We start from the raw sequence: 22,229 nt of genomic DNA on the forward strand, positions 1-22,229 counted from the left end.
GTTCGCTCAGCGTCGTTCGCGCTTCGCGCTGCGCGACATCAGCTCCTTGACGGCGGCCACGGGCGACTTGCCCTCGTGCACGATCGCGACGACCGTCTCGGTGATCGGCATGTCGACGCCGTGCCGGCGGGCCAGATCCAGCACGGATTCGCAGGACTTGACGCCTTCGGCGGTCTGCTTGGTGACCGCGATGGTCTCCTGCAGGGTCATGCCCTTGCCGAGGTTGGTGCCGAAGGTGTGGTTGCGCGACAGGGGCGAGGAGCAGGTGGCGACCAGGTCGCCGAGGCCGGCGAGTCCGGAGAAGGTCAGCGGGTCGGCGCCGAGCGCGACACCGAGCCGCGCGGTCTCGGCGAGTCCGCGGGTGATCAGCGAACCCTTGGCGTTGTCGCCGAGCCCCATGCCGTCCGCGATGCCGACGGCGAGCCCGATGACGTTCTTCACGGCACCGCCCAGCTCGCAGCCCACCACGTCGGTTTCCGTGTACGGCCGGAAGTACGGCGTGTGGCAGGCGGCCTGCAGGCGCCGGGCGACGGCCTCGTCGGTGCAGGCGACGACCGCTGCGGCGGGCATGCGGGCGGCGATCTCGCGGGCCAGGTTGGGCCCGGTGACCACGGCGATGCGATCGGCCCCGACCTTGGCGACGTCCTCGATGACCTCGCTCATCCGCATGGCGGAGCCGAGTTCGACGCCCTTCATCAGGGAGACGAGCACGGTGTCCGGGGCGAGCAGCGGGGTCCACTCGGCGAGGTTCTCGCGCAGGGTCTGGGAGGGGACCGACAGGACCGTGAAGTCGGCGCCGGCCGCGGCCTCGGCGGGGTCGGTGGTCGCCCGGACGTTCTCGGGGAGTTCGACGCCCGGCAGGTAGTCGGGGTTGGTGCGGGTGGTGTTGATCGCCTCCGCGACCTCGGCACGCCGGGCCCACAGGGTGACCTCGCACCCGGCGTCGGCGAGCACGATGGCGAAGGCCGTGCCCCACGAACCGGCGCTGAGGACCGCCGCCTTGACCGCCTTGCTCACTTGCCCTGCCCTTCCGGTGCCTTGCCCTGCGTCTGCGACTGCGCCTGGGTCTGCGGCTGCGTCTGCGCCTGGGTGCGGCGGCGCTGTTCGATCCGCTCGCGGCGTGGGTCGTAGGGCGTCTTCGGCGCCTTCTCGCCGCGGATCTCCTCGAGCCGGCTCGTGATGGCCGCCATGATGACCTCGGTGGCCTCCTTGAGCAGGTCCGGGGTCATCTCCTTGTCGTAGAAGCGCGAGAGGTCCACGGGCGGGCCCGCGAGCACGTGATGGGTCTTGCGCGGGAAGAGGTTCGGCTTCTTGGCGTACGGCGGCAGCAGTTCGTTGGCGCCCCACTGGGCGACCGGGACGACCGGGCACTTGGTCTGCAGGGCCACACGCGCGGCGCCCGTCTTGCCCGTCATGGGCCAGCCGTTCGGGTCCCGGGTGAGGGTGCCCTCGGGGTAGAAGGCCACGCACTCGCCGCGCTCGACGGCGTCGATGGCGGCCCGGAAGGCGCTGAGCGCGTCGGTGGACTCGCGGTAGACCGGGATCTGTCCGGTACCGCGCATGGCGGCGCCGACGAATCCCTTCTTGAAAAGTCCGCTCTTCGCCAGGAATCGCGGAACCCGTCCGGTGTTGTACTGATAGTGCGCGTACGCGAAGGGGTCCACGTGGGAATTGTGGTTCACCACGGTGATAAATCCGCCCTCGGCCGGAATGTTTTCCATTCCGCGCCAGTCCCGCTTGATCAGAACCACCAGCGGCGGTTTGCAGAGCACCGCGGCGAAGCGATACCAGAAGCCGATTCTGCGGCGGGGCACAAGGACACCTTCCTCTAGGGACGCCACCCCGGCGGGGGCCGCACAAGTGTCGCTCCGGGCCGCCGGTCTGTCGAGAACACCGTACGCCCGCCCGTCACCCGCCCCCACCCTTGCAAGGCGCTTCGCACGCCTCCCGATACCCGTGCCCCCGGATGTGCCGGGTGACAATGAGCGCGACAAGAGAGGGACGGTACGCCGGTGCAGTGGACCTTGGTCATCCCGCTGAAGCCGCTGAAGCGGGCCAAGAGCAGGCTGTCGGACACGGCCGCGGACGGGGTGCGCCCGGGGCTGGCCCTGGCGTTCGCGCAGGACACGGTGGCCGCGGCGCTGGCGTGCACGGCAGTGGCGGGTGTGGCAGTCGTCACGGACGACCAACTGGCCGGGCGCGAGCTGGCGGCACTCGGCGCGCGGATCGTCCCGGACACCCCCGCAGGGGGCCTGAACGCCGCTCTGGCGCATGGCGCGGCCGTCGTACGCACCATGTGCCCCGGTGCGGCCGTGGCGGCCCTGAACGCCGATCTGCCGGCGCTGCGCCCGCGGGAACTGGCGCGGGTACTGGACGCTGCCGCTGAATTCCCCCGTTCTTTCCTCCCGGACGCCGCGGCGATCGGCACGACGCTGCTGGCCGCGGGACCCGAACAGGAATTGCGCCCGGCGTTCGGCCTCGATTCCCGCAACCGCCACCGGGCCACGGGCGCGAGGGAACTCACGCCGGCCGGGGTGGATTCGGTACGACAGGACGTGGACACCGGGGACGATCTGCGCGCGGCGCTGGCCCTCGGGGTCGGACCGCATACGGCCGCGGTGTCGGCGGGATTGCTGATCCCTGGCACCTGAAGCACCCCGAAAGGACACTAGGCTGAACATCATGCAGGCCACCGCGTACACCTACGACCCGGCAACCCGCAGCGGCCAGGTGCTGCTCGACGACGGCACCCCCGTGCCGTACGACACCGCGGCGTTCGACGCCGGAGGCCTGCTGCTGTTGCGCCCGGGGCAGCGGGTGCGGATCGAGACCGAGGGCGAGGGCGACGCCCTCAGGATCACGCTCGTGACCCTTCAGACCCTGTAACCGGTCCCACCTGCCCCTGCACACGCCGCGGGCCGGGCTCCCCAGGGGAGCCCGGCCCGGCGCGTGGGTGCCCGGCGGCCTTACGACGCCTTGCGGGCAGTGGCCTTCTTCGCCGTGGTCTTGCGGGCGGTCGACTTCTTGGCCGGCGCCTTCTTCGCGGTGACCTTCTTGGCCGGGGCCTTCTTGGCCGTCGCCTTCTTGGCGGTGGCCTTCTTGGCCGCGGTGGTCTTGGCGGCGGCCGTGGTCTTCTTCGCGGTGGTCTTCTTCACCGCGGCCTTCTTCGCGGCGGCCGTCGTCTTCTTCGCCGGAGCCGCCTTCTTGGCCGTGACCTTCTTCGCGGCCGCCTTGGTGGTCTTCTTCGCCGCGGCCTTCTTGACCGTCGCGGCGGCGCCGCCGGTGAGGCTGCCCTTGGGTGCCTTCTTCACGGCTACCTCGCCGCCGCGCGGGAGCTTCTTCGAGCCGCTCACCAGGTCCTTGAAACCCTGGCCGGCGCGGAAGCGCGGCACAGAGGTCTTCTTGACCCGAACCCGCTCGCCCGTCTGGGGGTTGCGGGCGTAGCGGGCGGGGCGGTCCACCTTCTCGAAGGACCCGAAGCCGGTGACCGAGACCCGCTCGCCCGCGACGACCGCGCGGACGATGGCGTCCAGGACATGATCGACAGCATCGGCAGCCTGCTGGCGGCCACCCATCTTGTCGGCAATCGCTTCTACGAGCTGCGCCTTGTTCACGTCTTCCCCTTCGGAGACATCGCCAGAACGAAAGTGTTCAAGCTTTTTCGCACGTTAGGCAGATATATACCGCAAATCAAACACGAAACGGGCTTATCACCCTTGTGCCGCAACAGACTCGACGGTTCCGGGCTGTTCAGCGATCCTCTTCGGGCATCCGCCCCGCGTCGAGGTCCGCGTTGAACCGCTCGAGCCGCCTTGCCGCCGCGGCGAGATCGTGCTTGGCCGCGGCCGTAATGACCAGCAGCTTCCGGGTCAGCGCCATCCGTACGCCCTCCGGGACTTGCAGTGCGCGCACCCTTGCGTGCGCTTCCTTCAGCTGGTTCGCGACCGCCGTATAGAGCTGGAGTTGGCCGTCGTGTTCCATGCACAGATTGTGCCATCTGGGGCGAGTTGTCGCCTGCGCAGGGTGCAACTGCCGCCTCAAATGGCCTTCCAGGCACTTGCGGAGGTCGCGATCACTGCACTCACCTACCCCGTCAACGGCCGCCCTAACGTGGGAAGTTGAGGGCAGCGCACGAGGTGCGCAGGTCCGTACGGGTCCAGACATGGCTGTACCCCCAATCGTGGCGATCGGGGGTACAGACGGGGTGTTGCGGTGGCTGAAATCAGACCTGGAGCGTGCGCGGCTTGTAGGACGGCCGCTTGGCCTCGTAGGCGGCGATGTCGGCGTCGTTCTGGAGTGTGATGGAGATGTCGTCCAGGCCGTTCAGCAGCCGCCAGCGGGAGTTCTCGTCCAGCTCGAAGGAGGCGGTGACGCCTTCGGCGCGCACCTCGCGCTTCTCCAGGTCGACGGTGATCTCGGCCTTCGGGTCCGACTCGGTCAGCTCCCACAGCGCGTCCACGATCTTCTGCTCCAGGACCACCGTGAGCAGGCCGTTCTTCAGCGAGTTGCCCCGGAAGATGTCCGCGAAGCGGGAGGAGATCACGGCCTTGAAGCCGTAGTTCTGCAGCGCCCACACCGCGTGCTCGCGGGAGGAGCCGGTGCCGAAGTCGGGGCCGGCGACCAGGACGGTCGCGCCCTGCCGCTCGGGACGGTTGAGGACGAACTCGCCGTCCTTGCGCCAGGCCTCGAACAGCCCGTCCTCGAAACCGTCCCGGGTCACCTTCTTGAGCCAGTGAGCAGGGATGATCTGGTCGGTGTCGACGTTGCTGCGGCGCAGCGGGACGGCCCGGCCGGTGTGCGTGGTGAATGCTTCCATGGCTGATCAGACTCCAGCGGGCGCGGCGGCGGTTACGTCGGTCAGGTCGGCGGGCGAGGCCAGGTGGCCGAGGACGGCGGTGGCCGCCGCGACCTGCGGCGACACCAGGTGCGTACGACCGCCCTTGCCCTGCCGGCCCTCGAAGTTGCGGTTGGAGGTGGACGCGGAGCGCTCACCGGGGGCCAGCTGGTCGGGGTTCATGCCGAGACACATCGAGCAGCCCGCGTGCCGCCATTCGGCACCGGCCTCCTTGAAGACCACGTCCAGGCCCTCGGAGACGGCCTGCAGACCGACCCGCGCGGAGCCCGGGACGACCAGCATCCGTACGCCGTCGGCGACTTTGCGGTCCTTGAGGATGCTCGCGGCGGCGCGCAGGTCCTCGATGCGGCCGTTGGTGCAGGAGCCTACGAACACGGTGTCCACCTTGATGGAGCGCAGCGGCTGGCCGGCCTCCAACCCCATGTACTCCAGGGCCTTTTCGGCGGCGAAGCGCTCCGAAGCGTCTTCGTACGAAGCCGGGTCGGGGACGGATGCCGAAAGCGGCGCGCCCTGGCCGGGGTTGGTGCCCCAGGTGACGAACGGCGACAGCTCAGCGGCGTTGATGACGACCTCGGCGTCGAAGACGGCGTCGTCGTCGGTGCGCAGGGTCTTCCAGTACGCGACGGCCGCGTCCCAGTCGGCGCCCTCGGGGGCGTGCGGGCGGTCCTTGAGGTACGCGAAGGTCGTTTCGTCGGGGGCGATCATGCCCGCGCGGGCACCGGCCTCGATCGACATGTTGCAGATGGTCATCCGGGCCTCCATCGAGAGCTTCTCGATGGCGGGGCCGCGGTACTCCAGGACGTAGCCCTGGCCGCCGCCGGTGCCGATCTTCGCGATGATCGCCAGGATCAGGTCCTTGGCGGTGACGCCCTCGGGCAGCTCGCCCTCGACGGTGATGGCCATGGTCTTCGGGCGGGCCATGGGCAGCGTCTGGGTGGCCAGCACGTGCTCGACCTGCGAGGTGCCGATGCCGAACGCCAGCGCGCCGAAGGCACCGTGCGTGGAGGTGTGCGAGTCGCCGCAGACGACCGTGGTACCGGGCTGCGTCAGGCCCAGCTGCGGGCCGACCACGTGCACGACGCCCTGCTCGACGTCGCCCAGCGGGTGCAGCCGCACCCCGAACTCGGCGCAGTTCTTGCGCAGCGTCTCCAGCTGGGCGCGGGAGACGGGGTCCGCGATGGGCTTGTCGATGTCGAGGGTCGGGGTGTTGTGGTCCTCGGTCGCGATGGTGAGGTCGAGACGTCGCACCTGCCGGCCGCTCTTGCGCAGCCCGTCGAAGGCCTGCGGGCTGGTCACCTCGTGCAGCAGGTGCAGATCGATGTAGAGGAGGTCGGGCTCGCCCTCGGCGCGCCGGACGACATGGTCGTCCCAGACCTTCTCCGCGAGTGTCCTACCCATCGCTTTCCCTCCGGCCGGCAAAGCTGCGCCGGCACAACTAGAGATCTTGAGGAGGAGACGCCCGCGCCCCAGGTGTGTTTCCGGGCGTCCACCACCGGGCCCGTTGGTCCGCGGGCCGCCTGTGTGATTCCAGGGTGGCGCGTTCCACGGAAAATTGAACTTGCGTTTCACAGAGTGAGACGTGAGTATCGTTGCATGGACAACAGTAGCGGCGTCGGCGTTCTGGACAAGGCGGCCCTCGTCCTGAGCGCTCTGGAGTCCGGTCCGGCCACCCTCGCGGGTCTGGTCGGGGCCACCGGACTGGCTCGACCCACGGCTCACCGCCTGGCCGTGGCCTTGGAACACCACCGCATGGTGGCACGCGACATGCAGGGCCGTTTCATTCTCGGCCCGCGCCTCGCGGAGCTGGCGGCCGCGGCCGGCGAGGACCGCCTGCTCGCGACGGCCGGCCCCGTGCTCACGCACCTGCGTGACGTCACGGGCGAGAGCGCGCAGCTCTACCGGCGCCAGGGTGACATGCGCATCTGCGTGGCCGCGGCGGAGCGCCTGTCGGGCCTGCGGGACACGGTCCCGGTGGGTTCCACGCTCACCATGAAGGCCGGCTCCTCGGCGCAGATCCTGCTGGCCTGGGAGGAGCCCGAGCGCCTGCACCGCGGCCTGCAGGGCGCCCGCTTCACGGCGACGGCCCTGTCGGGCGTCCGGCGGCGCGGCTGGGCCCAGTCCATCGGTGAGCGCGAGCCGGGCGTGGCCTCCGTCTCCGCGCCCGTACGCGGCCCCTCCAACCGCGTGGTGGCCGCCGTGTCCGTCTCGGGGCCGATCGAGCGCCTGACGCGCCACCCGGGCCGCATGCACGCCCAGGCGGTCATCGACGCCGCCACCCGCCTCTCCGAGGCCCTGCGCCGCTCGGGCTGAGCGGCCCTTCGCGGGAACGCCGGGGAGGGCCTGCCTCAACGCCGCGGCAGGCCCTCCTCGCTCCCCCGTCCCCCCGGTCAGCCGGTCTTCCCGTCCACCGTCGCCCGCTGCGACCGGTGGGCGAACCGGTCCTTCGCGTACCGGCCCCGCTTCTCCAGCGGTATCTGCCCGTGCGCCGCGGCCAGCCCGAACGCGGGCATGTCGCCGTAGATCGCCTCGTACGAACCCTCGGGCACGACGTACGACTCGTGCCAGATGCCGACCTGCCCGCGCAGCTTCCCGTCCCGCTCCTTGCGGTTGAGGCGCGCCCAGGCCTTGTGGTGGAAGGCGTCCGGCGCGGTCGCGTAGGCGTACAGCTTCTCCTTGGACTCCCAGTACTGCACGACGTAGTACGTCCGCGGCGAAGCCGTCAGCAGGACGCGGCCGAGCAGACCCCGCTCGGGCTCCCCGCGCAGGTCCCTCAGCATGCGGAGCATCGCGAGCATCACCGGCGCCCACAGGTGCACCGCCCAGAAGCGGTTGATGCGCATGCCGATCAACAGGACGACGACGTCGCCCTTCGCGTCAGCAGTCGTACGGGTCACCATGACCGTTCCCCCTCGTTGGTGAGCGAAGCTATCCAAGGAGTGATGCTTGGATAGTGGCACTTCCCAAGGAGAGGCGCAAGAGATGCGGCTGGCGGAGCTGAGCGAGCGCAGCGGTGTGTCCACCGCGACGATCAAGTACTACCTGCGCGAAGGGCTGTTGCCGCCGGGCCGCCAGATCAACGCCACGACGGCCGAGTACGACGAGGAGCACCTGCGCCGGCTGCGGCTGGTGCGGGCGATGATCCAGGTGGGCCGGGTGCCGGTGGCGAAGGTGCGCGAGGTGCTCGGGCACGTGGACGACGACTCCCTGCCCCGTTCGATCCGCCTGGGCGCGGCGCTGTGGGCGCTGCCGCAGGTGCCGGAGCCGGACGCGGACGACGAGTACGTCCGGGCCGCGCACCAGGAGGTCGACGCCCTCCTGGACCGGCTCGGCTGGGAGAACGCCAAGCAGCTCACGACCATCTCCCCCGCGTACCGCTCGCTGGTGGTGGCGGTGGCCGCCTTCCGCCGGCTCGGCTACGGCTTCGGGGCCGAACTCCTCGCCCCGTACGCCGAGTTGATGCACCGGACGGCCGTCCTCGACCTGGACAACCTGGAGACGTACCGGACGGAGGCGGAACGGATCGAGTTCGCGGTCCTGGGGGCGATCCTCAACGAGCCGGTGCTGCAGGCACTGCACCGGCTGGCCCAGGAGGAGGAGACGACGCGGCGGTACGGCTTCGAGTAGCCGGTGCCGGGCACGACGAAGGCCCCCCGCCGAAGCGGAGGGCCTTCCTCTTGTACCCCCGACCGGATTCGAACCGGCGCTACCGCCTTGAGAGGGCGGCGTGCTAGGCCGCTACACAACGGGGGCATGGACACTGCGTTTCCGCAGGTCCGAGCTGGTCTACCTGGACTCGAACCAAGACTAACTGAACCAGAATCAGTCGTGCTGCCAATTACACCATAGACCAATGATGGTTTAGACCAGTCAGTACCCCCGACCGGATTCGAACCGGCGCTACCGCCTTGAGAGGGCGGCGTGCTAGGCCGCTACACAACGGGGGCCCTAGCGATCCCGACAAGATCAGGATCAGTACCCCCGACCGGATTCGAACCGGCGCTACTGCCTTGAGAGGGCAGCGTGCTAGGCCGCTACACAACGGGGGCTTTGCAGATAAGCTCTGCGAGCTGGCCTACCTGGACTCGAACCAAGACTAACTGAACCAGAATCAGTCGTGCTGCCAATTACACCATAGGCCACTGGAACTCAAGCCCCTGTGGGGTTCTCGTTCTAGCTTGCTCCTCGGGGCTCCGGCCTTTCGGCCCGCTCCCCTCGGCGCAGGAAGAACATTACCCGAAGGTGGACGGGGCTCCAAAACGGGTATCCGCGCGGACGAGCGCGGGGAGTTCGGCGAGGGTCGTGATCCGGTGCGCCACGGCCGCCCCGTCGGCGTCCGGGTGGGCCACGCGGCGGTCGATCCACACGGACAGCAGCCCGGCCTCGGCGGCGCCCCGCCCGTCGATCTCCGGGTGGTCGCCGACGTACGCCACCTCGTGCGCGGGCAGCCCGAGGGCCTCGCAGACCGCCAGGAAGGCACCGGGGTCCGGCTTGGCGACACCCAGCTCGGCGGCGCACAGGACGGCCTCGAAGCGGTCGCGGATGCCGAGCGTGCGCAGCTTGTGCTCCTGGACCACGATGCTGGAGTTGGACAGCACAGCGTGCCGGTGGCTGGCGGCGAGGGCGTCCAGGGCGGGCAGGGCGTCCGGGAACAGTCGCCAGGCTGCCTGGTAATGGTTCAGATAGCGCTCGAACCAGGCGTCCGCCTCGGCGTCGCCGAGCGGCTCGCCCAGGAAGTACCGGACGCGGTCGCGCCGCTGCCCCTCGAAGGTGCTCTCGCCCGCCGCGTACCGCGCCCACTGCCGGTCGGTGCACTCCCGCCACCACTGAAGCGCCTCGTCGGGCCCGCCGTACCAGGCGAGCAGCCCCTCGGACTCGAGATAGGCACGCATGCCCTCCCGGTCCGCTGCGGTGTAGTCGAACAGGGTGTCGTCCACGTCCCAGACCACGGCTCTGATCGTCATGGTTCGAACCTATCCCGTGACGAATACAACAGGGGCGGCATCCGGACACTTCCGGATGCCGCCCCTGGCGCTGCCCGGCGGTTACGCGGCGAGCTTGGCGAGGGCCGCGTCGATGCGGGCCAGCGTCTTCTCCTTGCCCAGGACTTCCAGGGACTCGAAGAGGGGCAGGCCGACCGTGCGGCCGGTGACGGCGACGCGGACCGGGGCCTGGGCCTTGCCGAGCTTGAGGCCGTGCGCCTCGCCGGCGGCGAGGACGGCCTCCTTCAGGGACTCGGCGGAGGTCCAGTCGGCCCGCTCCAGCTTCTCGCGGGCGGTGCGCAGCAGGGCGTCGGAGCCCTCCTTCATCGCCTTCGTCCACGAGGCCTCGTCCTCGGCCGGCTCGGCGAGGAACAGGAAGTCGACGTTGTCGGTGATCTCCGAGAGCACCTTCAGACGGGTCTGCGCGTGCGGGGCGATCGCCTCCCACTTCGCCTCGTCGAAGTCCTCCGGCGCCCAGGGCGCGAACGGGGCCTTCAGCCACGGGCGGCAGCGCTCGGTGAAGTCCTTCACGTCCAGCATGCGGATGTGGTCGCCGTTGATCGCCTCGCACTTCTTCAGGTCGAAGCGCGCCGGGTTGGGGTTCACGTCGGAGATGTCGAAGGCCGCGACCATCTCCTCGACCGAGAAGATGTCCTGGTCGGCGGAGAGCGACCAGCCCAGCAGGGAGAGGTAGTTGAGCAGGCCCTCGGGCAGGAAGCCCTGCTCGCGGTAGAGGTTCAGCGACGACTGCGGGTCGCGCTTGGAGAGCTTCTTGTTGCCCTCGCCCATCACGTACGGCAGGTGGCCGAAGGCGGGCGTCTGCTTGGCGATGCCCAGCTCGGTCAGCGCCTTGTACAGGGCGATCTGGCGCGGGGTGGAGGAGAGCAGGTCCTCGCCGCGCAGGACGTGGGTGATCTCCATCAGGGCGTCGTCGACCGGGTTGACCAGCGTGTACAGCGGGGCGCCGTTCGCGCGGACGATGCCGTAGTCCGGCACGTTCTCGGGCGTGAAGGTCAGCTCGCCGCGGACCAGGTCGGTGAAGGTGATCGTCTCGTCCGGCATCCGGAAGCGGACGATCGGCGTGCGGCCCTGGGCCCGGTACTCCTCGACCTGCTCGGCGGACAGGTCACGGCAGTGGCCGTCGTAGCCGGAGGGCTTGCCGGCGGCGCGGGCGGCCTCGCGGCGGGTGTCCAGCTCCTCCTGGGAGCAGTAGCAGTGGTAGGCGTGGCCGGCGTCCAGCAGCTTCTGCGCGACCTCCTTGTAGAGGTCCATGCGCTGCGACTGCCGGTACGGCGCGTGCGGGCCGCCGACCTCGGGGCCCTCGTCCCAGTCGAAGCCGAGCCAGCGCATCGCGTCCAGCAGCTGGTTGTACGACTCCTCCGAGTCGCGGGCCGCGTCGGTGTCCTCGATGCGGAAGACCAGCGTGCCCTGGTGGTGCCGGGCGAACGCCCAGTTGAACAGGGCGGTGCGGACCAGGCCCACATGGGGGTTACCGGTGGGCGAGGGGCAGAAACGGACGCGTACGGGGGAGCCGGGTGCGCTAGCCACGCTTGACAACCTTGTTGGTGAGAGTGCCGATGCCTTCGATGGTGACGGCGACCTCGTCGCCGACGTTCAGGGGGCCGACCCCCGCGGGGGTGCCGGTGAGGATGACGTCGCCGGGGAGCAGGGTCATGGCCTCGGAGATGTTGACGACCAGGTCCTCGATGGAGTGGATCATCTCGCTCGTGCGGCCCAGCTGACGCTGTTCGCCGTTGACGGTGAGCTGGACGGTCAGGTCGTTCGCGCGCCCGAGGTCCAGGCCGGTCTCCACCCAGGGGCCGAGCGGGCAGGAGGTGTCGAAGCCCTTGGCCCGGGCCCACTGCTTCTCGCGCTTTTGCACATCGCGGGCGGTGACGTCGTTGGCGCAGGTGTAGCCGAAGATCACGTCCTTGACGCGCTCGCGCGGGACCTCGCGGCACATGCGGCCGATGACGACGGCCAGCTCGGCCTCGTGGTGCAGTTCCTCGGAGAACGGCGGGTACTGGATGTCGTCGCCGGGCCCGATCACCGAGGTGGACGGCTTGAAGAAGGCGAACGGGGCGTCGGGCACCTCGTTGCCCAGTTCACGGGCGTGCTCGGCGTAGTTGCGGCCGAACGCGACGACCTTGTTGGGGAGGACCGGCGGGAGCAGCCTGACCTTGCTCAGCGGCACCTTCGTACCGGACAGCTCGTGGTCCGCGAACGGGATGCCCTTGATGATGTCGAGGACGAGTTCGTCCTGCTTCTCGCCCTCGACCGCGCCGAAGGCGACGTTCCCGTCGATGGAGAACCTGGCGATGCGCACGGGATCCTTGCGCCCCTCAACTAGAACCGGCGTACTGACGCCTCAGGTTAACCGTCGGACCGCTCGCGGGCCGAATAGGTATTCCCGCCGGGAGGGGTGCGTGGCCGCAGGAAAAGGGGTCCTCGAGGCGCCCGGAGGGTGCCCTCGCGGGCCGTACGACACGCGCCGGCGGCCGCGGGAGCGCGGCCGCCGGGGGTTGTTCCGGATGATCACGGGCTGCTGCGATTAAGGAGGTCCGGGGAATTACGGCCCCGGATCGTCGCACCGGAAATTCAGCGGAACAGGTGAGCCCCCGTGGGCTACTCTGCGGCCATCGCCTGAGCCGGGACGTCGACCAGGACGGTGCGCCTGGGGTTGGCCGTCTGCAGCGGGAGGTCGACGGAGTGCTCCGGCAGCTCGGGCGTCTGCAGTTCGTCGGCGTCCTTCAGGTGCGCCAGGGTCGTGCGCCGCGGGTTGGCGATCTTGTGGAACATCATCGTCGTCTTCACCGTTGTCGTCCTGTGCCCTCTGGTCGAGTGGGTTTGCAGAGTCGTCCCTGTTGTAAAGCGTCAGGCTAAACATCCGATTCCCCGCCGATGGCGCCAACTGCCCCCGCAGCGCATGTGAGTTTGCTCACGACGTCGCGGACAAACCGGTCAAATCTCGCCAGCAATGCGCCCTAACGAAACGGACATTGACGACCCGAAGCCATCATTCCGCTCCTGATCATGGCGACTGGGACACCTGGTGCCCACAGGTGAATCGCAGGGAAATGCCCGTTATGCACGGGATAAGCTTCCACGGCTGGTGACATGGCACTCACAGCCCGTCACCGAGGTCACGGCTCGGTCCCGGCCCTTGTTGGAGATCCGGCACTGTGCTGGAATTCCACGGACCGCCGCAGGATCGAGCCGGCGCACAGGGGGCGCGACGCAGCGCCGAGTGGGCGGCGAGATAGGGGGGAACCAGCGCCGGTCACTCAAGACCATCGGGGGGCGTTTTCAGGGCGCTCTCCACACGCCGACACCGTGTCCCTCCGTTCACGCGGAGGGGCGCCTGGTCCAGAGGTTGCGACGCTAGTGCAGGGACGTTTCAAGAGGGATGGCAGCGCTTCGGCGGAGCCGGAGCCGCGCGACGGGACTGGCCCCATGAAGGGCAGCTCCTCGCCCCAGCACGCCCAGAACCCGGGCCCGGCCCCGTCCGGTGACGGCGGCGGGCGCCCCGGCGCGTCGGGACCGGCGGCCTCGGCGACGGCATCGGTGTCCGGCGGGACCACGGCCGCCGCGGCCGCCACGCCCGCCGCGAAGCCCGCCAAGGGCGCCACCGGCCCGGGCTCCCGCATGGCCCTGCGCAACTGGCGCATCTCCACGCGTCTGGTCTCGCTGCTCGCCCTCCCCGTGGTCGCGGCGACCTCGCTGGGCGCGCTGCGCATCGACCAGAACATCAACGACATCCAGCAGCTCGACAACATGAAGCTGCTGACCGACATGACCAAGCAGGCCACGGAACTGGCCGCCGCGCTCCAGGAGGAGCGCGACCAGTCCGCCGGTCCGCTGGCCCACGGCCTGAAGGCGACCGACTACACGGTCAAGGGCTACCAGGAGAAGACCGACCGGGCCCGCGAGAACTTCCTCGACGCCTCCGAGCAGATCGACGCGGCGAGCAAGAGCGGCAACCTGCAGGGCGTGCGCGACGCGCTCGTCGGCCTCGCCAACCAGCTGGACGACCTGGCCAAGATCCGCCGGTCCGCCTACCAGGCGGGCGGCAACTCGACGCAGACCATCGAGTCGTACCACCGCCTGATCACCCAGCTGATCAGCCTCTCCCAGGACATGGCCGAGGCGTCCAGCAACCCGGAGATGATCTCCCGCACCCGCGCCCTGGCGGCCTTCTCCACCGCCAAGGAGTACGCCTCCGTGCAGCGCGCCACGATCGCCGCCGCGCTGCCCGCGACCACCTCCTCCAAGGGCGACCTCTCCGAGAACGACCGCCTCTACGGCGAGTCGGCGTACCAGAGCGAGAACTCCGAGCTGGCGATCTTCCGCAAGATCTACGCCAGCCAGAACGCCGAGGAACTCCTCAAGCCGATCGACGAGGGCAACCCGACGATCGAGTCGGCCGACACCTACGCCAAGCGCGCCTTCGAGTCCTCCACCGGTATGCAGCAGCTGCCGGCGCGTTCGTACCGCGACTGGGTGGACGACAGCTCGACCAAGATCGAGCAGATGAAGAAGATCGAGCACACGCTGCTCGAGGAGATGGAGCAGAAGGCCCGCGAGCTGAAGAGCGCCACCCAGCAGGACGCGATCATCTCCGGTGCGCTGATCCTGCTCGTGCTCGGTGTGTCGCTGGTCGGCGCGTTCGTCGTGGCCCGCTCCATGATCCGCTCGCTGCGCCGCCTGCAGGAGACCGCCACCAAGGTCGCCCAGGACCGCCTGCCCGAGCTGGTCAAGCAGCTGTCGGAGTCCGACCCGCAGGACGTCGACACGTCCGTGGAGTCGGTCGGTGTGCACTCCCGGGACGAGATCGGCCAGGTGGCCGCGGCCTTCGACGACGTGCACCGCGAGGCGGTCCGCCTCGCCGCCGAGCAGGCCCTGCTGCGGGGCAACGTCAACGCGATGTTCACCAACCTCTCGCGCCGTTCCCAGGGCCTCATCCAGCGCCAGCTGTCGCTCATCTCCGAACTGGAGTCCCGCGAGGCCGACCCGGACCAGCTGTCCTCGCTGTTCAAGCTGGACCACCTCGCCACGCGTATGCGTCGTAACGGTGAGAACCTCCTCGTCCTCGCCGGTGAGGAGCCCGGCCGGCGCTGGACCCGCCCGGTCCCGCTGGTCGACGTGCTCCGTGCCGCCGCGTCCGAGGTGGAGCAGTACGAGCGCATCGAGCTGGCCTCGGTGCCCACCACCGAGGTCGCCGGCCGCGTCGTCAACGACCTCGTGCACCTGCTCGCCGAGCTGCTCGAGAACGCCACCTCCTTCTCCTCGCCGCAGACCAAGGTCAAGGTCACCGGTCACGCGCTGCCCGACGGCCGCGTGCTGATCGAGATCCACGACACGGGCATCGGCCTGTCGCCCGAGGACCTCGCGGCGATCAACGAGCGGCTCGCCTCGCCGCCCACCGTGGACGTCTCCGTCTCCCGCCGCATGGGCCTGTTCGTGGTCGGCCGGCTGTCCCAGCGCCACGGCATCCGCATCCAGCTGCGCCCGTCCGACTCCGGTGGTACGACCGCGCTGGTCATGCTGCCGGTGGACGTGGCACAGGGCGGCAAGAAGCCGGCTCCCGGCAAGCCCGGCGCGCCCGGCGCGAGCGGTGGTCCCGCCGCCGCGCAGGCCGCCGCCGGTGCGGCCGCGGCCCGTCGGCAGAGCGGCAACGGCAACGGCGGTGCCCTCGGCGGCGCTCCGGCCGGCGGCGGTCTGCTCGGTGCCGGTCCCGCCCCGCGCGGTCAGGTCGGTGCCGGCCAGGGTCCCCGTGCCGCGCTGCCCGGCGCGGGCCAGGGCGGCCGTCCGGGTGCACCGGGCGGCGCGCGCGGTCCCCAGGGCGGTCCCGGTGGTCTCGGCGGTCCGCAGCAGGGCCGGCCGATGCCCGCGGGTTCCGGTGCGGGCGGCTTCGGCGGTCAGGCACCGGGCGCCCCGCAGGGCCTGCAGGCCGCGAACCCGGCCGGGCCGCAGCAGGACGCCTTCGGCGGCCGTGGCCCGCAGCGCCCCGGCGCCCCCTCCGACCAGGGCCGTCAGCCCCAGCTGCCGCCGCGTGGCGGTCCGCGGGCCGAACTGCCCGGCGGTGACCCGCAGCCGCGCACCCCGAGCTGGAGCGACTCCGGGGCCCCGCTGTCGCGTGCCTCGCTGGACGCCCCGCGCGGCCACGACGAGCAGGACCCGGCGCACACCGCGCGCATGCCGCGGATCGACGACCGGCAGGGTCCGGGCTCGACCGCGGAGATACCGGCGATCCCCGGCACCGACGGCCACGGCCCGTCCGCCACGGGCGAGTTCCCGCGCGCGGATCTGAACGGCATGGGCGGCTCCTCGAGCACGGGCCAGTTCCCCCGGCCCGACGGCCCGCAGCACACCGGCCAGTTCGCCCGCCCGGACAGCCCCCAGCAGACCGGCCAGTTCCAGCAGCCCGGCCAGTTCCAGCAGCCCGGGGGCCCGCAGCACACCGGCCAGTTCGCCCGTCCCGAGGCTCCCGACGGCCGCGGCGACCAGCAGGGCTCGTTCGTCCGCTCCGACGTCTTCGGCACCCCGGCACCCGCGCGGCAGGACGACGGCGCGCAGAACGCCGGCCGGTTCACGGCTCCGCAGGCCTACGACGGCGGCTCCACCGGGCAGCACGCGCTGCCCGGGCGGCAGAACCCGGCGCACACCGGTCAGTTCGAGCGCCCGCAGCCGCCCGCCCGGGACGAGTTCGGCGCCCCGCGCCCGCCGGCCCCGCAGCCGCAGCGCCCGGCACACCGTGAGCCGGAGGCGCTGCCGCCGGCCAGCGGCCCGGTCGACGGCCGTACCCCGCTGTACGACACGCTGGAGACCAACTGGTTCCACGGCGGTCCGCAGGAGGGCGCGCCCGCGCAGCAGCAGCCGCAGCAGCCGCAGGCTCCCGCCCCGGCTCCGCGGCGTGGCCCGGGCGGCAACCAGAACGGCAGCGGTGGCAACAACTCTGGCAACGCCGGCAACAACGGCGTCGGCTCGAACACCGGGACCTGGCGTACCTCGCCGAACGACGAACTCGTCCGGCAGGCCGAGCGCGTCAGGCAGCCCGCCGCGGGTGGTGTCACCACGTCCGGTCTGCCGCGCCGGGTGCCCCGGGCCAACCTCGTCCCGGGCACGGCTCAGCAGCAACAGCACCAAGCCGGTCCGCAGGTCTCGCGTGCGCCTGACGACGTACGCGGGCGGCTGACCAATCTCCGTCGGGGTATCGCACAGGGTCGTCAGGTCGGCAACGGCCAGACCGGCAGCTACCCGAACCCCACTCACCAGCAGGAGCGTTAGTTGAGTCCGATGAGCCAGGCGGCACAGAACCTGAACTGGTTGATCACCAACTTCGTGGACAACACCCCCGGGGTGTCGCACACGGTGGTGGTCTCCGCCGACGGCCTTCTGCTGGCGATGTCCGAAGGCTTCCCCAGGGACCGCGCGGACCAGCTCGCGGCCGTCGCCTCCGGTCTGACCTCGTTGACCGCCGGGGCGTCCCGGATCTTCGAGGGCGGCACCGTGGCACAGACGGTCGTGGAGATGGAGCGCGGATTCCTCTTCCTGATGTCCATCTCGGACGGGTCGTCCCTCGCGGTCCTGGCCCACCCCGAGTGCGACATCGGTCTCGTCGGCTACGAGATGGCACTGCTCGTCGACCGCGCGGGTGCGGTACTCACCCCGGACCTGCGCGCCGAACTCCAAGGCAGTCTGCTGCACTGACCGCCCCCGGCACCACCCACCTCACCAAACCACCGTCCGGCCGCCACAATCCCCCCACCGGCCCCCGACAGACGGCTTGACCGACCGACTTGCTGTCCCGCCCGGAGGATTCATGACCCCGCCCACCGCCCATCACGATCCGTACGCGGAACCGTACGGGGACGAGGGCGACCAGCCGCTGGTCCGTCCGTACGCGATGACCGGCGGCCGGACGCGGCCGCGCTACCAGCTCGCCATCGAGGCGCTGATCAGCACCACGGCCGACCCGGCTGCGCTCATGGGGCTGCTCCCGGAGCACCAGCGCATCTGCCACCTGTGCCGTGAGGTCAAGTCGGTCGCGGAGGTCTCCGCGCTGCTGGCCATGCCGCTCGGTGTGGCCCGGATCCTGGTCGCCGACCTCGCCGAGGCCGGCCTGGTCGCCATTCACCAGCCAGGTGGCGACGAGAACAACGGCGGCGCTCCGGACGTGACGCTGCTCGAAAGGGTGCTCAGTGGACTTCGCAAGCTCTGACGCGGGCCGGGCCACCACCTCGGCGAAGATCGTGGTGGCGGGCGGCTTCGGCGTGGGCAAGACCACGTTCGTCGGCGCCGTCTCGGAGATCAACCCGCTGCGCACCGAGGCCGTCATGACGTCCGCGAGCGCGGGCATCGACGACCTCACCCACACCGGGGACAAGACCACGACCACGGTGGCCATGGACTTCGGCCGCATCACCCTGGACCAGGACCTGATCCTGTACCTCTTCGGTACGCCCGGTCAGGACCGCTTCTGGTTCATGTGGGACGACCTGGTACGCGGTGCGATCGGCGCGGTGGTGCTCGTGGACACCCGGCGCCTCGCCGACTGCTTCCCGGCCGTCGACTACTTCGAGAACAGCGGCCTGCCGTTCGTCATCGCCCTCAACGGCTTCGACGGCCATCAGCCCTACACCCCCGACGAGGTGCGCGAGGCGCTCCAGATCGGGCCGGACGCCCCGATCATCACGACGGACGCCCGCCACCGGGCCGACGCCAAGAGTGCGCTGATCACGCTGGTCGAGCACGCCCTGATGGCGCGCTTGCGATAGCGCACGCATACGTACTCAAGTACGACGTGCCGTACGGCAGTTGTCGTAAACGGACGGGAGCCGGCTGTGGCCTTTGACACGGTCGGCTCCGGTGTTCATAACAGTTCGGCAGAGGAATCCCCTGGTATCACCACGCGACGCGGTCGAGCGGTACCGCTGCGCTCACAAACGCCCCGCCTTTTGGCGGGGCTCGCTCTTTATGACCGTTTTATCTAGGGCCTGCAACGGCCCTCTCCAGAGGTTTCCGCTGTTTGGAAGAGCACTGGTCCACGTGCTGGAATGCCTGAACTGCCCAATAGTCAACGACGTACTACGTGGTCGATGACGAACCGGGCTCTGAGAGACTGCGGCACGACGTAGGTGCCGACCGCCGAGAGGTTGTTGGTCGAGTGAGGCGAAGCAAGAACGGTCCCGAGCCGTCGGCGCGGGGCAACTTCACCCCGCCGCCGCGCGCTGCGGCGCCCACCCCCGTCACCGGTGGGGAGCCGGCGGCCCCTCAGGCGCCGAGCGGCGGCCGTTTCTCCCCGCGCAACTGGCGCGTGCCGACCAGACTGAACGCGATCCTGCTCATACCCGTGGCGGTCGGCCTCGTCATGGGCGGCTTCCAGGTGAAGAGTTCGATCGACACCTGGCAGCAGGCCCGTGACGCCGAGAACACCGCCCGTCTGGTGCGTGCCTCGCTGTCGTACGCCGACGCCCTCTACAACGAGCGGGACACCACCGCCGCGCCCCTGCTGAAGGGCAGGCTCGAGACGGCCCAGGACAAGGCGACCGTCTCGGCCTCCCGTGACGCCACCGACAAGGCCGCCGACGCCTTCGACCAGGCGGCCCAGAACATGCCGCACAAGTCGGGCCTGGAGCGCCGGCTGAAGCTGTTCCGCGAGGCGGAACCCTTCCTGCAGACGCTGCGCGCCGGCGCCTACACCTCCAAGTTCACGGGTGTGCAGACCGAGGAGGGCTACGTCAAGGTCGCCCACCCGCTGATGGAGTTCGCCAACGAGCTGGGTCTCGGCACCGGCAACATCACCTCCTACGGCCGTACCGTCTACGCCATCTCGCTCACCAAGGCGGCACTGTCGCTGGAGCGCTCGATCGGCATGCACATCCTGGTCAAGCCGGGTCCCGACGCCCCCAACCTGGCCAGCCAGCGCGTCGCCCTGTCCTCCTACGCCTACCTGGAGGGCATCGCCGTCGAGGAGTACCTCGGCGGTGGCACCCAGGCCGACGCGGACAAGCTGGACGCGGAGAAGAAGAGCATCCAGACCCAGGCCGTGACGATGGCCCAGCAGGCCAAGGCCAAGGACCCGGCCTACATCCCGCCGCCGTCCGACCCGCAGAAGATGGTCACGGCGCTCGCCACGCTGGACTCCACCGACCCCGCCGCCCGTGCGCTGCTCGCCCAGAAGGGCATCACCGCGGAGAACTGGTGGGCGGTCAACACGCTCAAGTTCAACGCCTACCGCGACATCGAGTCGGGCATGGCCGACAAGGCCGTGAGCGAGGCCTCGTCGATCGCCGACGACGCCAAGAACTCCGCGTTCATCACCGGCGCCGTGGTCGTGGTCGCCCTGCTGCTGGCCTTCATCCTGGCCGGCGCGGTGGCCCGCCAGATGAGCCGCTCGATGCGCCAGCTGCGCAACGCCGCGTTCGGCATCGCCGAGCAGCGACTGCCGATGCTGGTCGACCAGCTCTCGCGCACCGACCCCGGCCGGGTCGACACCCGGGTCGCGCCGATCCCGATCACCACCAAGGACGAGATCGGCGAGGTCGCCCGCGCCTTCGACCAGGTCCACCGCGAGGCGGTCCGGCTCGCCTCCGAGCAGGCCCTGCTGCGGGGCAACATCAACGCGATCTTCACCAACCTGTCGCGCCGCAACCAGTCGCTGATCGAGGGCCAGCTGACCCTGATCACCGACCTGGAGAACAACGAGGCCGACCCGGACCAGCTGGAGAACCTCTTCCGGCTGGACCACCTGGCCACCCGTATGCGCCGCAACGGCGAGAACCTCCTGGTCCTCGCGGGCGAGGAGCCCGGCCGCCGCTGGGACCAGCCGGTCCCGCTGGTCGACGTGCTGCGCGCCGCCTCCTCCGAGGTGGAGCAGTACGAGCGCATCGAGCTGTCCGGCGTCCCGGAGGCCGAGATCCACGGCCGCGCGGTCACCGACCTCGTGCACCTGCTCGCCGAGCTGCTGGAGAACGCCACGACGTTCTCCTCCCCGCAGACCAAGGTCCGGGTCACCGCCACCCGTCTCCCCGACGGCCGGATCATGATCGAGATCCACGACAAGGGCATCGGTCTGACGGCCGAGGACTTCGCGGACATCAACCACAAGCTGGCCAACCCGCCGACCGTGGATGCGGCGATCTCCCAGCGCATGGGCCTGTTCGTGGTCGGCCGGCTGTCCGACCGGCACGGCATTCGCGTCCAGCTGCGCCCCTCGGGCGAGCAGGCAGGCACGACCTCCCTGGTCATGCTGCCGGACGCGATCACGCACGGCGGTGGCGGCGAGGCGCCGCTGGACCGCGAGGAGTTCACCGTCTCGCAGATCATCCCGGAGCAGCAGTTCCAGGGTGAGAGCTTCGGTCAGGTGCAGCCGATGCGCACCGCCGCCGAACTCGGCTTCGACGACAGCCGGTACACGGAGGTCCCCGACGACATCCGTGAGCTGGACCCGGTCGGCCGCTCGCTGATGCGCGAGGAGCGCCGCGCCGCGCTCGAGGCCCAGACGCACGGGCCGCAGCAGCCCGAGCCGGGTGCGGAGCCCGAGGCGCCCGCCGCCTACGCCGACCCGCTGTTCGACGGCCGGCAGTCCTTCCAGGAGCAGCCGCAGCAGCCGTACCAGGAGCCGTCGTACGAGGAGCAGCAGGTCTCGTACGAGGAACCGCGGCAGGCTCCCTACGAGGAGCAGCAGCACGGCTCGTACGAGGAGCAGTACTTCGCGCCGAACGGCACCCTGCCGCAGGGCGACCGCTTCTCCGCCGGTGGCGGTTACCCCGATCCGGCGTACCCGGAGCCGGCCCAGGCGCACTCCTACCAGGATGACTGGCCCCAGCAGGACGGCTACCAGAACGGCTATCCGGCCCAGTACGCTCCGGAAACGGAATCTTCGCAGGCCGCTGACGCGAGTGAGCAGAACCGCGTAGGCTTCGACCGTCCGGGACCGGCCTCTCCCGCCGCCCACGAGCTGACCGACGCCGGGCTGCCCCGCCGCGGTTCCACCGCGAGCGGCCCCACCGGCTCGAGTGCCACGAACGGCACGGCGCGCGTGCAGCAGGAAGCGCCGGCTCCCGCACCGAGCAACGCCGCGGGGCCGGGCGGCGACTGGCGTTCGGCGAACGACCAGCGGTGGCAGCAGGCCGCGCAGCTCCGCAAGCCGAAGGCGGGCGGGGTCACCGCCTCGGGTCTGCCGCGGCGCGTGCCCAAGGCCAACCTGGTCGAGGGTGCCGCCGAAACCACCCCCCAGGGAGGCCCCCAGGTCTCCCGCGCCCCGGAGGACGTCCGGGGCAGGCTGAGCAACCTGCGTCGGGGCGTCCAGCGCGGACGCAGCGCAGGCAGTGAAACGAACGGCCAGGGCTTCGGTCCTGACAGCACCTACAACCAGGAGCGTTAGTGTGAGC

General features: G+C 70.4%; 20 protein-coding genes and 5 tRNA genes. 9 read left to right on the forward strand and 16 right to left on the reverse strand.

The genetic code is table 11. From position 1 onward, the window contains the following. Positions 1 to 6: 6 nt before the first annotated feature. Both A6P39_RS14155 and A6P39_RS14160 read right to left on the reverse strand, forming a co-directional pair. A complete protein-coding gene (locus A6P39_RS14155; RefSeq protein ID WP_067041186.1) occupies positions 7 to 1,017 on the reverse strand; it encodes an NAD(P)H-dependent glycerol-3-phosphate dehydrogenase in 1,011 nt (336 codons plus the stop codon). After that, positions 1,014 to 1,814, reverse strand: coding sequence for a lysophospholipid acyltransferase family protein (locus A6P39_RS14160; RefSeq protein WP_067041183.1), 801 nt, complete (start codon positions 1,812 to 1,814; stop codon positions 1,014 to 1,016). The genes A6P39_RS14155 and A6P39_RS14160 overlap by 4 nt, the downstream gene beginning before the upstream one ends. Positions 1,815 to 2,012: 198 nt before the next feature. Here A6P39_RS14160 and cofC point away from each other — a divergent pair, with 198 nt between their 5' ends. Both cofC and A6P39_RS14170 read left to right on the forward strand, forming a co-directional pair. After that, positions 2,013 to 2,651 carry a 2-phospho-L-lactate guanylyltransferase gene (gene cofC, locus A6P39_RS14165; protein WP_067041180.1) on the forward strand — a complete coding sequence of 213 codons (639 nt, stop codon included), beginning with the start codon at positions 2,013 to 2,015 and terminating at the stop codon, positions 2,649 to 2,651. A gap of 31 nt (positions 2,652 to 2,682) precedes the next feature. Continuing rightward, on the forward strand, positions 2,683 to 2,886 hold the full coding sequence (locus A6P39_RS14170) for a hypothetical protein (protein WP_067041178.1): 204 nt from the start codon (positions 2,683 to 2,685) through the stop codon (positions 2,884 to 2,886). Between the two features lie 80 nt (positions 2,887 to 2,966). Here A6P39_RS14170 and A6P39_RS14175 read toward each other — a convergent pair whose 3' ends face one another. The 4 genes from A6P39_RS14175 to leuC all read right to left on the reverse strand — a co-directional run bounded on the left by A6P39_RS14175 (position 2,967) and on the right by leuC (position 6,253). Further along, on the reverse strand, positions 2,967 to 3,614 hold the full coding sequence (locus A6P39_RS14175) for an HU family DNA-binding protein (protein WP_067041175.1): 648 nt from the start codon (positions 3,612 to 3,614) through the stop codon (positions 2,967 to 2,969). 136 nt (positions 3,615 to 3,750) lie between these two features. After that, positions 3,751 to 3,981 carry a hypothetical protein gene (locus A6P39_RS14180; RefSeq protein WP_067041172.1) on the reverse strand — a complete coding sequence of 77 codons (231 nt, stop codon included), beginning with the start codon at positions 3,979 to 3,981 and terminating at the stop codon, positions 3,751 to 3,753. A gap of 241 nt (positions 3,982 to 4,222) precedes the next feature. Next, on the reverse strand, positions 4,223 to 4,816 hold the full coding sequence (leuD, locus tag A6P39_RS14185; protein WP_067041169.1) for a 3-isopropylmalate dehydratase small subunit: 594 nt from the start codon (positions 4,814 to 4,816) through the stop codon (positions 4,223 to 4,225). Positions 4,817 to 4,822: 6 nt separating this feature from the next. Further along, complete coding sequence (gene leuC / locus A6P39_RS14190; protein ID WP_067041166.1) at positions 4,823 to 6,253, reverse strand: 3-isopropylmalate dehydratase large subunit; 1,431 nt, start codon at positions 6,251 to 6,253, stop codon at positions 4,823 to 4,825. Positions 6,254 to 6,448: 195 nt separating this feature from the next. Here leuC and ndgR point away from each other — a divergent pair, with 195 nt between their 5' ends. Beyond that, positions 6,449 to 7,165 (forward strand): IclR family transcriptional regulator NdgR, encoded by a 717-nt coding sequence (gene ndgR / locus A6P39_RS14195; RefSeq protein WP_030649197.1) that lies wholly within the window; start codon positions 6,449 to 6,451, stop codon positions 7,163 to 7,165. 77 nt (positions 7,166 to 7,242) lie between these two features. Here ndgR and A6P39_RS14200 read toward each other — a convergent pair whose 3' ends face one another. Then, a complete protein-coding gene (locus A6P39_RS14200) occupies positions 7,243 to 7,752 on the reverse strand; it encodes a DUF4188 domain-containing protein (protein WP_067041163.1) in 510 nt (169 codons plus the stop codon). 82 nt (positions 7,753 to 7,834) lie between these two features. Between A6P39_RS14200 and A6P39_RS14205 the strand changes: the two genes are divergently transcribed. Continuing rightward, positions 7,835 to 8,479, forward strand: a complete 645-nt coding sequence (locus A6P39_RS14205; RefSeq protein WP_067041160.1) for a MerR family transcriptional regulator — start codon at positions 7,835 to 7,837, stop codon at positions 8,477 to 8,479. 53 nt (positions 8,480 to 8,532) lie between these two features. Here A6P39_RS14205 and A6P39_RS14210 read toward each other — a convergent pair. The 9 genes from A6P39_RS14210 to A6P39_RS14250 form a co-directional block, all read right to left on the reverse strand. After that, positions 8,533 to 8,605, reverse strand: a tRNA-Glu gene (locus tag A6P39_RS14210). A 28-nt stretch (positions 8,606 to 8,633) separates the two neighbouring features. Then, positions 8,634 to 8,705, reverse strand: a tRNA-Gln gene (locus tag A6P39_RS14215). A 21-nt stretch (positions 8,706 to 8,726) separates the two neighbouring features. Next, positions 8,727 to 8,799: transfer RNA gene (locus A6P39_RS14220), tRNA-Glu, on the reverse strand. A gap of 29 nt (positions 8,800 to 8,828) precedes the next feature. Continuing rightward, positions 8,829 to 8,901 (reverse strand) — tRNA-Glu (locus A6P39_RS14225). 21 nt (positions 8,902 to 8,922) lie between these two features. Next, a tRNA-Gln gene (locus A6P39_RS14230) sits at positions 8,923 to 8,994 on the reverse strand. Positions 8,995 to 9,084: 90 nt separating this feature from the next. Beyond that, on the reverse strand, positions 9,085 to 9,816 hold the full coding sequence (locus A6P39_RS14235; RefSeq protein ID WP_199840803.1) for an HAD family hydrolase: 732 nt from the start codon (positions 9,814 to 9,816) through the stop codon (positions 9,085 to 9,087). Between the two features lie 81 nt (positions 9,817 to 9,897). Then, on the reverse strand, positions 9,898 to 11,382 hold the full coding sequence (gene gltX / locus A6P39_RS14240; protein ID WP_079133405.1) for a glutamate--tRNA ligase: 1,485 nt from the start codon (positions 11,380 to 11,382) through the stop codon (positions 9,898 to 9,900). Beyond that, a complete protein-coding gene (locus A6P39_RS14245) occupies positions 11,375 to 12,160 on the reverse strand; it encodes a fumarylacetoacetate hydrolase family protein (protein ID WP_067046113.1) in 786 nt (261 codons plus the stop codon). Before A6P39_RS14245 ends, gltX begins: the two co-directional genes overlap by 8 nt. A gap of 299 nt (positions 12,161 to 12,459) precedes the next feature. Beyond that, complete coding sequence (locus A6P39_RS14250) at positions 12,460 to 12,648, reverse strand: hypothetical protein (protein ID WP_067046111.1); 189 nt, start codon at positions 12,646 to 12,648, stop codon at positions 12,460 to 12,462. Between the two features lie 570 nt (positions 12,649 to 13,218). Between A6P39_RS14250 and A6P39_RS14255 the strand changes: the two genes are divergently transcribed. From A6P39_RS14255 to A6P39_RS14275, 5 genes are all read left to right on the forward strand, one after another. Further along, the gene (locus A6P39_RS14255) at positions 13,219 to 17,121 is read left to right on the forward strand and encodes a sensor histidine kinase (protein WP_107304356.1); all 3,903 of its coding nucleotides are present in this window, start codon (positions 13,219 to 13,221) and stop codon (positions 17,119 to 17,121) included. A gap of 9 nt (positions 17,122 to 17,130) precedes the next feature. Then, entirely contained in the window at positions 17,131 to 17,544 is a 414-nt protein-coding gene (locus tag A6P39_RS14260) for a roadblock/LC7 domain-containing protein (RefSeq protein WP_037654657.1), read from the forward strand. 112 nt (positions 17,545 to 17,656) lie between these two features. Further along, complete coding sequence (locus A6P39_RS14265) at positions 17,657 to 18,055, forward strand: DUF742 domain-containing protein (RefSeq protein ID WP_009190816.1); 399 nt, start codon at positions 17,657 to 17,659, stop codon at positions 18,053 to 18,055. After that, complete coding sequence (locus A6P39_RS14270) at positions 18,036 to 18,611, forward strand: GTP-binding protein (RefSeq protein ID WP_067046109.1); 576 nt, start codon at positions 18,036 to 18,038, stop codon at positions 18,609 to 18,611. Before A6P39_RS14265 ends, A6P39_RS14270 begins: the two co-directional genes overlap by 20 nt. A gap of 389 nt (positions 18,612 to 19,000) precedes the next feature. Next, positions 19,001 to 22,222: a nitrate- and nitrite sensing domain-containing protein gene (locus tag A6P39_RS14275; RefSeq protein ID WP_199840802.1), complete on the forward strand. Its 3,222-nt coding sequence runs from the start codon at positions 19,001 to 19,003 to the stop codon at positions 22,220 to 22,222. Positions 22,223 to 22,229: the final 7 nt, after the last annotated feature.

Source organism: Streptomyces sp. FXJ1.172 (assembly GCF_001636945.3).
GTDB lineage: Bacteria > Actinomycetota > Actinomycetes > Streptomycetales > Streptomycetaceae > Streptomyces.